The organism is Tsukamurella sp. USMM236 (genome assembly GCF_037148755.1).
Classification (GTDB): domain Bacteria; phylum Actinomycetota; class Actinomycetes; order Mycobacteriales; family Mycobacteriaceae; genus Tsukamurella.
In genome coordinates, this window is sequence record NZ_JBBCSS010000001.1 from 434,737 (window position 1) to 446,557 (window position 11,821).

Sequence of the window (11,821 nt, forward strand, 5' to 3'; positions counted from 1 at the left end):
GTTGCAGTCACCGTGACGTGACCAGGTGAGCAGCGCATACCCGCGGATATCGCCAGCCGGCATTGCCGCAGACATTTCTTGGAGAACAGCTATGACGAACACGCTGCCCGACGGCCGGACCCTCGACGACGCCGTCGCCGCAGGAGCCCGCGCCTACGAGCTCGACCGCGCCCATGTCTTCCACTCGTGGTCGGCGCAGGCGCAGATCACCCCCATGACGATCCTCGCCTCCGAGGGCTCCTACGTCTGGGACGGCGAGGGGCGCAAGCTCCTCGACTTCAGCTCGCAGATGGTCAACACCAACATCGGCCACCAGCACCCGAAGGTCGTCGCGGCCATCGCGGAGCAGGCCGCGAAGATCTGCACCATCGCGCCCCAGCACGTCAACGAATCCCGCAGCGAGGCCGCGCGGCTCATCGCCGAGCGCACCCCGGGCGACCTGGACAAGGTCTTCTTCACCAACGGCGGCGCCGACGCCGTGGAGCACGCCATTCGCATGGCCCGCGTGCACACCGGCCGCCGCAAGGTGCTCAGCCGCTACCGCAGCTACCACGGCGGCACCGAGCTCGCGATCAACGTCACCGGCGACACCCGCCGGTTCGCCAGCGACTTCGGCGGCGAGTCCGTCGCCCACTTCGACGGCCCCTTCCTCTACCGGTCATCCTTCTACGCGGAGACCGAGGAGCAGGAGTCGCAGCGCGCGCTCGAGCACCTGGAGCGCACCATCGTGCTCGAGGGCCCGAACACCATCGCCGCGATCATCCTCGAGTCCATCCCCGGCACCCCCGGCATCATGGTGCCGCCGCCCGGCTACCTCGCCGGCGTCCGCGAGCTGTGCACCAAGTACGGGATCGTCATGATCGCCGACGAGGTCATGGCCGGCTTCGGCCGCACCGGCAAGTGGTTCGCCATCGAGCACGCCGCCACCGCCGCCGGCCCCGTCGTCCCCGACCTGCTGACCTTCGCCAAGGGTGTGAACAGCGGCTACGTGCCGCTCGGCGGCGTCGCCATCGGCGCCGAGATCGCCGCGACCTTCGCCGACAAGCCCTACCCCGGCGGCCTCACCTACTCGGGCCACCCGCTGGCCACCGCCTCCGCGGTCGCGACGATCAACGCCATGGCCGAGGAGGGCATGGTCGAGAACGCCGCGACGATCGGCGACGAGATCATCCGGCCCACCCTCGAGGGCTTCAAGGCGAAGCACCCGTCGGTCGGCGACGTCCGCGGCGAGGGCGTCTTCTTCGCGATCGAGCTGGTCCGCGACAAGGAGACCCGCGAGCCGCTGGCGCCCTACGGCGGCAGCAGCCCCGCGATGAACGAGACCGTCGCCGCGCTGAAGAAGGGCGGCATGCTGCCCTTCGCCAACTACAACCGCATCCACGTCGTGCCGCCGTGCAACGTCTCCGCCGAGGAGGCCCGCGAGGGCCTCGCCATCATCGACGAGGCGCTGAACGTCGCGGACGCGCACACCGTCTGACCCCCGAAGAAGCCAGGAGCCCGACATGCCCGCTCTCAAGCCCGTCCTCCCCGCCGAACTGCAGGCCGGGCGTCCCGGCGTGTACGAGTTCTCGGTGCGCTCCGCGCGCCCCGTCTCGTGGGTGTGGGGTGAACTGACCTCGGACCGTCCCCTGCACTGGTGCAAGGGGATCCGCAAGATCGAGTGGACCAGCCCGCGGCCCTTCGCCGCCGGCTCCACCCGCCGCGTGCACCTCGGCCCGGGCATCAGCGCCGACGAGCTCTTCTACTCCTGGGAGGAGTCGGAGACGCTGTGCGAGAAGGCCTTCTACGTGCAGTCCGCCACCGCCCCCGGCCTGGCGCGGCTCGCGGAGAAGTACCGCGTGGAGGCGCACCCCGACGGCGGCTCGACGTTCACCTGGACGCTGCTCATCGAGCCGGTCGGCGGCGACCGCGTGATCGGCCTCAGCGGGCTCCCGGTGGGGCTCGTCGTGAAGTGGCTGCAGCGCGACACCGAGCGGTACCTCGGCTCGGCGTAGCCACCAGCACTGCAGAATCCGCACAGCCGAATCGGGTCGTGCGGATTCTGCATTTTCCGCTACTGTCGGCGTATGAACCCGGGTGGTCAGCAATCGCAGCAGGACGGATTCTTCGCCTTCCTCGACGCGGCGTTCCCCTATTTCTTCGGGGCGATCGCGATCATCGCCGTGATCAGCCTCGTCGTGCGTGGGGTCATCTGGCTGAGCAACTACAACGCCGCGGCCAGCCGGGGCGAGGACTACTTCACGCTGGAGACCGACCTGCAGGTGCAGGCGCTGCAGAGCCGCGCGCTGGGCGGTGAGCGATCGATCGAGGAGCGGCTCGCGGAGATCGACGACCTCGCGGAACGCGGCGTCATCGACGCCGACGAACGCGCCGCCGCCCGCGCGAAGATCCTTGCGGACGGCTGAGCCTCAGACCCGGATCGGGTCCAGGCCGGGCGGCAGGTCGTGATCGCCCGCGGCGCAGTCGCAGGGTGCGGCGGGATCGGTCGCGGCGATCGTCTTCGTCAGCACGTCGGTCAGCCGCGGCAGATTCGCGCGGAACTGCGCGAGCACGTCCTCGGTGCGCACACCCTCGCCGGCCTCGATGCCGGCATCCAGGTCGGTGACCAGCGCGATCGAGGCATAACAGAGCTTCAGCTCGCGGGCCAACGCCGCCTCGGGAAGGCCCGTCATGTTCACCAGGTCCCAGCCCTGCGCCGCGTACCAGCGGCTCTCGGCGCGGGTGGAGAACCGCGGGCCCTCGATGACGACCATCGTCGAATCGGCGCGGTCCGCGTGCGCCGCGGCCGCGGCGCGCAGCACGGGGCAGTACGGATCGGCGAAGCTCACGTGCACCCCGCCACCGTCGAAGTACGTGGACGGGCGGGAGAACGTCCGGTCCACGAGCTGCTCGGGGATCGCGATGGTGCCGGGGCCGGCGGCACCGTCGAGGCTCCCGACTGCGCACGGCGCGAGCACCTTGCGCACCCCGAGGCTGCGCAGCGCCCACAGGTTCGCCCGGTAGGGCACGGTGTGCGGCGAGAACTCGTGGCCCCGGCCGTGCCGGGGCAGGAAGGCCACCTGGCGACCGGCGACCTCGCCGACGGTGATCGGCGCGCTCGGCCGCCCGTACGGGGTGTCGACGGTGCGCTGTTCGCTCCCGGCGGGCAGGAAGCGGTACAGGCCCGTGCCGCCGATCACGCCGATCACGCGCGGCCTCCGAGCCGGACGCGGATGGCCTCGGCGACCTCGTCGGGTCGCCCGACCTCGAAGAACTGCTCGGAGCCGTCGCCGAGCGTCACGCACAGCCGCTGCCGGGTGCGCTTGAGCAGGCCGACCGTCTCCTCGACGATGCCGACCGCCGCGACGTGCTTGAGCTGGACGGAGAAGGGCGTGCCCTGCAGCTTCGACGCCACCCCCGCGGGGCGGAACCTCAGGTGTGTATCGGTCAGTTCGAGATGCCCCCGAACGGCGCCGGAACGCTTGCCGATTCGGAGGACGCGGGTCGCCTGCCAGCTGAGATCACTCACGCTGCCACAATAGGTCGATTCGGCTGTGGGGTTCGCGGTAGCATCGGCTATCCGTTTTCCTAAGGGTGGGGGTTCAAGATGCCGTACTTCGGTGCGATCGTGATGCTGATGTGGGTCGCCGCGCTCATCGACGTGATCGTCTCGGACGAGTACCGCGTGCGTCATCTGCCCAAGGGCGGCTGGCTGATCGTCGTCATCCTGATCCCGCTCGCCGGCTCGCTCATCTGGTTCCTGCTGGGCCGGCCGGTCGGCGCCCCCGCGGGTGGGGGCGCACCGTCGCGCGCCACGGGTTTCCCGGAGTACGAGCGTCCGGGCCGGCACATCGCGCAGTACGCGGACGACGACGACGAGTTCCTGCGGCAGTGCCGCGAGCGCGCCGAGCAGCAGCGGCGCCGGGCCAAGGAGATGGACGCCCGCAACCACTCGGAATCACCCGAGGACAAGGACTGAACGCCGCCCAGCCGCGCGGCTTGGGCAGCATCTACCGCTCCTCCCTCGCGGTGCTCCGCGCGAACCCCGGCGCGACGCTGGGGCTCTCGGTCGTGCTCATCAGCACGATCGCGGCGCTCGGCGTACTCGCCCGCCTGCCGCTCATCGGGGACCCGCGCTGGATGCCCACGGCCGACCGCGACAGCCTCCAGGTGGCGGTGGCGCTCGGCCTCTACCCTGCGGGCACGTTCCTCGTGATGATCGTGTGGATGGTGGTCAGCGTCGCCGTGACGGCGATCAGCTCCATCGTTGCGGTCCGGCACCTCGCGGGCGAGCGGACCCCGCTCCGCCTCGCTTGGCGGCAGGCCCGGCCGCGCCTCATGGCCGCCGTGGGGCTGGGTGTCCTCGATGTGGTGGTGGTCCTTGTGCCGATCGTCGTCGCTGCTGCGGCCGCGATCGCGCTCGCCGTCCGGGCCGGTCCGGAATCCGCGCACCTGACCACGATGGTGCTGTTCGCGCTCGCCGCAGTCGCCGTGCTCGCCGTCCTGCCGACGCTGGTGATCGCGGGTCCGATGCTGGTGATCGAGAAGCTGCGGCCCGTCGACGCGCTGTGGGGCGCCTTCGCCCTCCAGCGTCGCGGGTACTGGCGGCTGCTCGGCCGGGTGCTGTGCACCTACCTGCTGCTGGGTGTGGTCTCGACCGTCGTGAGCCTGCCGTTCTCGCTCGCCTCCGGGGTCCAGGGCCCGGGGGACGACCTCGCCTCCCAGAGTCTCGCCAGCCTGCTGTTCGCGACCGTCGGGTGGGTGGTCGGGCAGATCGTCGTCCTGCCCTTCCTCATCGTCACCAATGCGCAGCTCTACGCCGATCAGGTGGCGCGGTGTGAGACCGGCGTGACGGCGTAGGAGATCACGTGCGAACCGGTGGCACTGGCGCACAGTGGAATCCGTACGAGGACTGACGATCCGGGGTTCAAATCCGCGCCGTCATCGGAGCCGCCGTCGATGTGCATCGTCGGAGGTCGCGCTCGACGTGCGTGACGCGCGGCCACGCCGGGTCACCGCCAATTGCAGGTGACCGCGCCCTTGTACGAAACACACGTCACCGTGTCGTCGTTCTTCCCGTACGGATCTTTCCAAGTGACGACCTTGTCGCCCTGAGGCGATGCCCACGGCTGCCAGACCATGAGGCCGTGCATCAGCAGACCCACGAGCACGATCAATGCCGGTAGAACGCCAGGACGCCGAAGGAACGCCCTCAATAAGTCACGGAACGCGGGCTTCTCCGCGGACTCAGTCACGGTCGCGCGCCCTGATCGCGACGGCGATGCGCTCGCAGCCGAGCAGTACAGAGCCGGCGAGAACGAGGAAGACGAACGTCAGCTCGTGTGCGGTGTTCCAGGCTGCGACGCCGAGGCCTAGTACGACCATCCCCACCAGTACCGCAGCATTGAGTCGCAGCATCGCGTTATCCATGATTCGCGATCATACATACCGCGGGTTCGTGGAGCCGATGACGGGAATCGAACCCGCGCTACCTGCTTGGGAAGCAGGAGTTCTACCATTGAACTACATCGGCAGACGCGGCACCGTCGAAGAACGGGTCGCGCGTACCGGCAACATTAGCACGGGCACCGTCGGCCGCGACGGGCCGTCACCACCGGTCGAAACTCTGCGCCGAGACGAAGAATCCGCGCTCGCCCCGCCGGCAGGTCACGCCCCGGGCCTCGGACACGCAGGTCATGCCGCCTGCGGTGACGCTGTGCCCGTACTGCAGGGTCTTCTGCTCGGGAACGACCATGAAGAACAGGCCCTGGTTGAAGCACGACGGGGTGAACGCGCCGCCCTTGTCCGACACGTAGCCCTTCGACAGTTGGTCGCGGGGCATCGTGCCGTGGTCGCAGTCGGCGCCGGGCGGGATGACGCTGGTTTTGAAGACCTGGCAGCCCACCGTCGAGGCGTCGAGGCCGCAGGCGATGTTGCGGCTCGGGGTGAAGAAGTACACGCCCTGGCCGTTGGCGGGCCGGTAGAGCTCGGGCGCATCGGCGACGATCCCCGCCGGCGGGGCCGTGGCCGTGGGAGAGACGGTGTCCGAGGCCGTGACCGGCACGGATACGCCGGTCTCGGGCGCCGTGACCGGCGGCGGAACGGTGCCTGTCGGCGGACCGTCGGACCCGGATCCGCACGCGGTCAGGACGACGGCCAGGAGGGCGGGGAGCACGATCCGTGCGGGCTTCATGCTCTGTGGTCGGTCCGCGACCGGGGATCGTTACCCGTGGCAACGCTCGCGGCCCGCGCGGCCTGCCCTACGCTGAACCCGTGCTGCTCTCCGATCGCGACATCCGCGCCCATGTGGAATCCGGCCGCCTGGGGATCGATCCCTTCGACCCGCAGATGGTGCAGCCGTCCAGCGTGGACGTGCGGCTCGACGGCCTGTTCCGGGTGTTCAACAACACCCGCTACACCCACATCGACCCCAAGCAGCGGCAGGACGAGCTGACCACCCTGGTCGAACCGGACCCGGACGAGCCCTTCGTGCTGCACCCCGGCGAGTTCGTCCTCGGCTCCACGCTGGAGGTCTGCAGCCTCCCCGACGACCTGGCCGGACGCCTCGAGGGCAAGTCCTCGCTGGGCCGCCTCGGCCTGCTCACGCACTCGACCGCGGGCTTCATCGACCCCGGCTTCTCCGGCCACATCACGCTGGAGCTGTCGAACGTCGCGAACCTGCCGATCACGCTGTGGCCGGGCATGAAGATCGGCCAGCTGTGCCTGTTCCGGCTCACCAGCCCGGCCGAGAACCCCTACGGCAGCTCCGCCGTGGGCTCGAAGTACCAGGGCCAGCGCGGCCCGACGCCCTCGAAGGCGTACCTCAACTTCCAAAGCTGATCGCCCGGCGGGCTCGCCGCCGAATGTCCGGTCATCCGTTCTCACGATCGTGAGGACGAATGACCGGACTTGCTCGTCTCAGTCGGCGGAGTGCCGGCCCCGGCGCGACGGGGGGTCCTGCGCGGGCGGATCCGGCAGCACCGGCGGGCGCGGCTGCGGACGCGGGGGCGCGGGGATCGGCTCGTCCGGCAGGCGCCGCCGACCCGGCCGCGGCTCCGGCGGCGACGGGGGCGTGACCTGCTGCGACGGTGCAGGGCGCGGTGTTTCGGGACGCGGAGCCTCGGGACGCGGTGCCGCCGTCGGACGCTCGGGGCGCGGGGCCGCGGCGCGGGGGCCGGTGTGGCCCTCGGAGCGCTGGGTCGCGGGGCGGGGCGCGACGGGGAACTGTCCGGTCGGCGGCGCCACCGGCAGCTGCCCCGTCGGCGGCGCGGCGGGCGCCGGCGTCTCCTGCTCGACCCGCTCCTCGGCCGGCGTCGAGGCGGCCGCCGCGGTGGTCGTGGCTGCCGCCGCGCTCGCCGCTCTCGCGGCCGCGGCGCGGCGCTCGCGGACCCGGATCTCCGACGGGTCGGCGTCGGGATGGCTCTGCGTGTAGCGCTTCGCGGCCTCGGCGCTCACGGCGACCCGCTTCGGCTTCGCGAGCAGCGTCGCGATGGCGGTGGTCAGCGGCACGGACAGGGCCAGGCCGATGCCGCCGACGAAGGCGCGGACCAGCTCGATCGCCACGGAATCCGACGTGAGCACCTGGCCCAGCGGCCGGCCCGCGATGGAGAACAGCAGCAGCAGCGGCAGCGCCGTGCCGACGTACGCGAAGACGAGCGTGTAGACCGTCGACGCGATGTGGTCGCGGCCCACGCGCATCGCGGAGAGGAAGGTGCGGCGCCGCGACGACTTCGGCGAGAGCTTCGCCAGCTCGAAGGTCGCCGACGACTGCGTGATCGTCACGTCGTTGAGCACGCCCAGCGCGCCGATGACGAAGCCCGCGAGCAGCACGCCGGACGTCGAGACGGTCGAGGCGTAGGCCTGCAGGTTCGTGGTGTCCTCGCTGCTCAATCCTGTGACCTGGGTGGTGGCCGTCGCGAGCCAGGCCAGCACGCCGCACACCGCGAGCGAACAGAGCGTGCCCAACAACGCCGCCGACGTCCGTAGCGAGACGCCGTGCGCCAGGTACAGCACCAGGTAGAGGATCACCGCCGACGCGACCAGCGCCACCCAGACGGCCGAGTGCCCGTCGAGGATCGACGGCAGCGCGAAGAAGACGATCACCACGCCCGAGAGCGCCAGCCCCAGCAGCGCCCGCAGGCCGCGCCACTGGGCCACCGCGATCACCACGGCCGCGAAGACCAGGCCCCACACCCACAGCGAGACGCCGCGCGCGTAGTCGTAGAAGGCGTAATTCGACGGCGAGCCGGCCACGCCGCCGCCGTTCCAGCTCATCATGATCTTGGTGCCGGGCGCGAGGTCGGGCTGGCCGGTGCCGGGCGTCGCCGGACGAGACAGGTCGATGCCCGACGGTGCCGCGTCCGGCGAGGCCTTCCCGGGCACCGCGGAGACGTTCATCCGCTGCGTGCCGATGGAGAACATCGTCCACTTGCCGGCGTCGGGGCCGCTGGTGATCTTGACGGAGCTGTTGAGGCAGCCACCGTCGGGGTTGAGGACCGGATGGCGCTCCGCGTCGCTGAGCTGCCCGTTCCCCGACGGGGAGAAGTCGCAGTCGCCGACGAGCTGCTCGGAGACCTCGCCCTTGGCCAGCGTCGGCGACTGCGGGCCCGAGGGCACGCTGACGCGGATCTGGGACGGCCAGAGCAGGATCACGCCGGCCACGACGAGGACGCCGATCACGGCGAGGAGGCCGACCACGACCCGGGACGCCCATCTCCCGAGGGAGATGTTGGTCAGCGAGTGGCTGTGCACGTGCGCTGCGGGGTCGTCGTGCAGGTCGTGGTCGTGGTCGGCTGTCACGCCGACACCCTACTTCTGCTTGTAGGAACTCAGGAAGTTGCCGAAACGATCGAGGGCCTCGGCGAGGTCGCGCGCCCAGGGCAGGGTGACGACGCGGAGGTGGTCGGGCGTGGCCCAGTTGAAGCCGGTGCCCTGCACCAGGAGGATCTTCTCCTGGTTGAGCAGGTCGAGCACCATCTGCTCGTCGTCGCGGATCTCGTGCACGTTCGGGTCCAGCTTGGGGAAGGCGTACAGCGCGCCCTGGGGCTTGACGCAGCTCACCCCGTCGATGGCGTTGAGCTTCTCGTAGGCCACGTCGCGCTGCTCCAGCAGCCGCCCGCCGGGCAGGATCAGGTCGTTGATCGACTGGTAGCCGCCGAGCGCCACCTGGATCGCGTGCTGCGCGGGGACGTTGGGGCACAGGCGCGTCGACGCCAGCAGCGTCAGGCCCTCGATGAAGCCGGAGGCGTGGTCCTTCGGCCCGGTGAGCACCATCCAGCCCGCGCGGTAGCCGCACACGCGGTACGCCTTGGACAGGCCGTTGAACGTGCAGACGAGCAGATCCGGCGCGAGCTCGGCGATGGAGATGTGCTTCGCGTCGTCGTAGAGGATGCGGTCGTAGATCTCGTCGGCCAGCACGAGGAGCGAGTGCTTGCGCGCCACCTCGACGATCTGCTGCAGCGTCTCGCGCGAGTAGACGGCGCCCGTCGGGTTGTTCGGGTTGATCACGACGATCGCCTTGGTGCGCGGTGTGATCTTCGCCTCGATGTCCTCGACGGACGGGTTCCAGCCGTTGTCCTCGTCGCACAGGTAGTGCACCGGGGTTCCGCCGGAGAGCGACGTCATGGCGGTCCACAGGGGGTAGTCGGGCGCGGGGATGAGCACCTCGTCGCCGTTGTTCAGCAGCGCCTGCAGCGTCATCGTGATCAGCTCGGAGACCCCGTTGCCGAGGTAGACGTCGCCGATGTCGAAGTACGGGAAGTCCTGGACCTCCTCGTAGCGGGTCACCACGGCCCGTCGCGCGGAGGCGATGCCCTGGGACTCGCTGTAGCCCTGCGAGGTGGGCAGCGCGTGGATCATGTCGCGGACGATGGAGTCCGGCGCCTCGAAGCCGAACGTCGCCGGGTTGCCGATGTTCAGCTTGAGGATGCGGTGCCCCTGCGCCTCGAGCCGAGCCGCCTGTGCCACCACGGGTCCACGGATCTCGTACAGCACGTTCTGCAGCTTGGCGGACTGCTCGAGCGGCTTGAGTTCGGTGCGGATGTGGGGCACATGCGGTCGGCTCATGGGCTATATCGTCGCAGGCTGCAGCAAATCCTTTTCGCTCACCTCGCCCTTGTCCGACGGTGCGCCGCCTTGCGCCCGGTGCTTCGCGGCGCCGATCACGAGCAGGGCGTAGCCCACGACGATCCAGGCGCCCAGCACCGCGAAGGCCGCGCCGGCCCCGGCGCCGACGAGGGAACCGTCGGCGAAGAAGGCCGCGCTGCGCAGCGCGGTGCCCGTCGCGCCGATCGGCAGGCTCTGGCCGAGGACCGCCCAGACGTGCGGCAGGAACTCCGGCGGCATGGCGATGCCGGCCAGCGGCATCCCGACCAGCATGAACAGCAGTGCGGCGGGGCCGATGCCCTTCGTGCCGAGCAGGGAGACCAGCCCTGCCACCGTCGCGCCGATGGCGAGCATGCCCGCGCTCATCGCGAGCCACTGGCCCCAGAAGCCGCCGGGCAGCACGCCGATCCACATGGCCGCGCCCACGGCGGCGGCGCCGATGACCGCCGCGCCCACGGGCAGGGCCGCGGCGACGATCTTCGGATGGCCGCCGATCATCACCGTGGCCAGCGCCAGCACCATCCCCGAGAGGAAGACCGGCATCACGATCGAACCGAAGCCGGCGCCGCGCGGATCGTCGGCGGAGAGCGGAGCCACCTCGACGGTCTGCACCTTCTGGCCCTGGGCCAGGGCCGTGGCCATCTGGGTGATCATCGGCGCGACGGCGGGCGAGGCGCCGCTCGCGACGACGGCCTTGGTCTGCGACCCCGGGGCGGCAGGGCTCGCGGGCACGATGCCGCCGTAGACCTCGCGGTCCTTCGCGGCCTGCATCAGCGCGGCCTCGGATTCGTAGGCGTGGACGGCGAAACCGCCGGGCTGCTGCGCGTCGAGCCGCTGCTCGACCTGCTGCGCCGCGCTCGCCGGGCCGACGACGCCGATCGGCAGGTCGTGCGGCTTGCCGTGCGAGGCGGGGCCGGTGAAGAGCAGGACGATCAGCGGGATGGCGATCGCCAGCCCGGCGAAGACCGCCGCGAGCTGAGCGTGGGACTTGCTCATGGTGGAGCACCTCCAAGTAATTCAACGTGTGATGAATCCGAGAGTACGACTGCGGCGACACGGAAGTCAACAGGCGTTGAAATCCTGCTAGGATCGGCGCATGGCCACAGGGAGACGGGCGGGCGTCAGCACCGCGAAGGCGGACATCCTCGAGGCGGCGCGTGAGCTCTTCGCCGAGGTGGGCTACGACCGCGCCACGATCCGCGCCATCGCCGCGCGCGCGGGCGTCGACGTGGCGCTGGTCTCGTACTACTACGGCAACAAGAAGGGCCTGTTCCGGGGCGTGATGAGCATGCCCGTCGACCCGGAGGAGATCTTCACCGCCGCGCTCGACGGCCCGCGCGAGGGCGTGGGGGAGCGGCTCGTGCGGGCCGCGCTCACGGTCTGGGAGGGGCAGGAGACCTCCGACGCCTTCCGGGCGCTGCTGCGCGCCGCGGTGAACGCCGACGAGGGCGCGTCCAACACCTTCGGCGAGTTCCTGTCGTCGGTGATGATCCCGACGCTGACCAGGCACTCGGGGATCTCGATCGAGACGGCGCGCGTGGTTGCCAGCACGATGTTCGGGCTGGCCTTCATGCGGTACCTGATCGCCGCGCCGCTGTTCGTCGAGCCCTCGGCCGATGAACTGGTGGCGACCTACGGCGCCGCGATCCAGCGCATCGTCGACGGAGACGCGGGCTGACGCGTCCCGAAACCCGCAGAATTCGGGCCGACGATCGAAATACGTCGCCCCGAGCCGGGA

The 11,821-nt window shown here is 70.5% G+C and carries 14 protein-coding genes and 1 tRNA gene; 7 read left to right on the forward strand and 8 right to left on the reverse strand.

All coding sequences use genetic code 11. From position 1 onward, the window contains the following. The first annotated feature begins 91 nt into the window (after positions 1-91). From WFK95_RS01920 to WFK95_RS01930, 3 genes are all read left to right on the forward strand, one after another. A complete protein-coding gene (locus tag WFK95_RS01920; RefSeq protein ID WP_224647680.1) occupies positions 92-1,477 on the forward strand; it encodes an aspartate aminotransferase family protein in 1,386 nt (461 codons plus the stop codon). 25 nt (positions 1,478-1,502) lie between these two features. Next, positions 1,503-1,994, forward strand: coding sequence for an SRPBCC family protein (locus tag WFK95_RS01925; RefSeq protein WP_224647679.1), 492 nt, complete (start codon positions 1,503-1,505; stop codon positions 1,992-1,994). Positions 1,995-2,066: 72 nt separating this feature from the next. Next, on the forward strand, positions 2,067-2,405 hold the full coding sequence (locus WFK95_RS01930) for a hypothetical protein (RefSeq protein WP_224647678.1): 339 nt from the start codon (positions 2,067-2,069) through the stop codon (positions 2,403-2,405). Between the two features lie 3 nt (positions 2,406-2,408). Here the strand turns inward: WFK95_RS01930 and WFK95_RS01935 are convergent, their stop codons facing one another. Continuing rightward, positions 2,409-3,188: an S-methyl-5'-thioadenosine phosphorylase gene (locus WFK95_RS01935; protein ID WP_374201318.1), complete on the reverse strand. Its 780-nt coding sequence runs from the start codon at positions 3,186-3,188 to the stop codon at positions 2,409-2,411. Next, on the reverse strand, positions 3,185-3,508 hold the full coding sequence (locus WFK95_RS01940) for a hypothetical protein (RefSeq protein WP_336669718.1): 324 nt from the start codon (positions 3,506-3,508) through the stop codon (positions 3,185-3,187). The genes WFK95_RS01935 and WFK95_RS01940 overlap by 4 nt, the downstream gene beginning before the upstream one ends. Before the next feature lie 78 nt (positions 3,509-3,586). Here WFK95_RS01940 and WFK95_RS01945 point away from each other — a divergent pair, with 78 nt between their 5' ends. Both WFK95_RS01945 and WFK95_RS01950 read left to right on the forward strand, forming a co-directional pair. Beyond that, complete coding sequence (locus WFK95_RS01945; protein ID WP_224647676.1) at positions 3,587-3,958, forward strand: PLD nuclease N-terminal domain-containing protein; 372 nt, start codon at positions 3,587-3,589, stop codon at positions 3,956-3,958. 20 nt (positions 3,959-3,978) lie between these two features. Next, positions 3,979-4,839: a hypothetical protein gene (locus WFK95_RS01950; protein ID WP_336669719.1), complete on the forward strand. Its 861-nt coding sequence runs from the start codon at positions 3,979-3,981 to the stop codon at positions 4,837-4,839. Between the two features lie 387 nt (positions 4,840-5,226). Here the strand turns inward: WFK95_RS01950 and WFK95_RS01955 are convergent, their stop codons facing one another. From WFK95_RS01955 to WFK95_RS01965, 3 genes are all read right to left on the reverse strand, one after another. Beyond that, a complete protein-coding gene (locus tag WFK95_RS01955; RefSeq protein WP_224647674.1) occupies positions 5,227-5,409 on the reverse strand; it encodes a hypothetical protein in 183 nt (60 codons plus the stop codon). A gap of 29 nt (positions 5,410-5,438) precedes the next feature. Next, positions 5,439-5,512: transfer RNA gene (locus WFK95_RS01960), tRNA-Gly, on the reverse strand. Positions 5,513-5,587: 75 nt separating this feature from the next. After that, complete coding sequence (locus WFK95_RS01965; RefSeq protein ID WP_336669720.1) at positions 5,588-6,172, reverse strand: hypothetical protein; 585 nt, start codon at positions 6,170-6,172, stop codon at positions 5,588-5,590. A gap of 80 nt (positions 6,173-6,252) precedes the next feature. On the opposite strand from WFK95_RS01965, the gene dcd reads away from it, so the two are divergent. Further along, positions 6,253-6,819, forward strand: a complete 567-nt coding sequence (gene dcd / locus WFK95_RS01970) for a dCTP deaminase (protein WP_224647672.1) — start codon at positions 6,253-6,255, stop codon at positions 6,817-6,819. Positions 6,820-6,897: 78 nt separating this feature from the next. Here dcd and WFK95_RS01975 read toward each other — a convergent pair whose 3' ends face one another. The 3 genes from WFK95_RS01975 to WFK95_RS01985 are packed head-to-tail and all read right to left on the reverse strand — an operon-like array spanning position 6,898 to position 11,079. Further along, complete coding sequence (locus WFK95_RS01975) at positions 6,898-8,778, reverse strand: YibE/F family protein (RefSeq protein ID WP_336669721.1); 1,881 nt, start codon at positions 8,776-8,778, stop codon at positions 6,898-6,900. A gap of 9 nt (positions 8,779-8,787) precedes the next feature. Further along, positions 8,788-10,044 carry a pyridoxal phosphate-dependent aminotransferase gene (locus tag WFK95_RS01980; RefSeq protein WP_224649806.1) on the reverse strand — a complete coding sequence of 419 codons (1,257 nt, stop codon included), beginning with the start codon at positions 10,042-10,044 and terminating at the stop codon, positions 8,788-8,790. A 3-nt stretch (positions 10,045-10,047) separates the two neighbouring features. Beyond that, the gene (locus tag WFK95_RS01985; RefSeq protein WP_336669722.1) at positions 10,048-11,079 is read right to left on the reverse strand and encodes an ABC transporter permease; all 1,032 of its coding nucleotides are present in this window, start codon (positions 11,077-11,079) and stop codon (positions 10,048-10,050) included. A 100-nt stretch (positions 11,080-11,179) separates the two neighbouring features. On the opposite strand from WFK95_RS01985, the gene WFK95_RS01990 reads away from it, so the two are divergent. After that, positions 11,180-11,761 (forward strand): TetR/AcrR family transcriptional regulator, encoded by a 582-nt coding sequence (locus tag WFK95_RS01990; RefSeq protein WP_336669723.1) that lies wholly within the window; start codon positions 11,180-11,182, stop codon positions 11,759-11,761. Positions 11,762-11,821 lie beyond the last annotated feature (60 nt).

Coding starts and splice junctions, on each gene's coding strand:
- WFK95_RS01920 (WP_224647680.1), top strand. CDS start 92: ATGACGAACACGCTGCCCGACGGCCGGACCCTCGACGACGCCGTCGCC.
- WFK95_RS01925 (WP_224647679.1), top strand. CDS start 1,503: ATGCCCGCTCTCAAGCCCGTCCTCCCCGCCGAACTGCAGGCCGGGCGT.
- WFK95_RS01930 (WP_224647678.1), top strand. CDS start 2,067: ATGAACCCGGGTGGTCAGCAATCGCAGCAGGACGGATTCTTCGCCTTC.
- WFK95_RS01945 (WP_224647676.1), top strand. CDS start 3,587: ATGCCGTACTTCGGTGCGATCGTGATGCTGATGTGGGTCGCCGCGCTC.
- WFK95_RS01955 (WP_224647674.1), bottom strand. CDS start 5,409: ATGGATAACGCGATGCTGCGACTCAATGCTGCGGTACTGGTGGGGATG.
- WFK95_RS01965 (WP_336669720.1), bottom strand. CDS start 6,172: ATGAAGCCCGCACGGATCGTGCTCCCCGCCCTCCTGGCCGTCGTCCTG.
- WFK95_RS01980 (WP_224649806.1), bottom strand. CDS start 10,044: ATGAGCCGACCGCATGTGCCCCACATCCGCACCGAACTCAAGCCGCTC.
- WFK95_RS01985 (WP_336669722.1), bottom strand. CDS start 11,079: ATGAGCAAGTCCCACGCTCAGCTCGCGGCGGTCTTCGCCGGGCTGGCG.
- WFK95_RS01990 (WP_336669723.1), top strand. CDS start 11,180: ATGGCCACAGGGAGACGGGCGGGCGTCAGCACCGCGAAGGCGGACATC.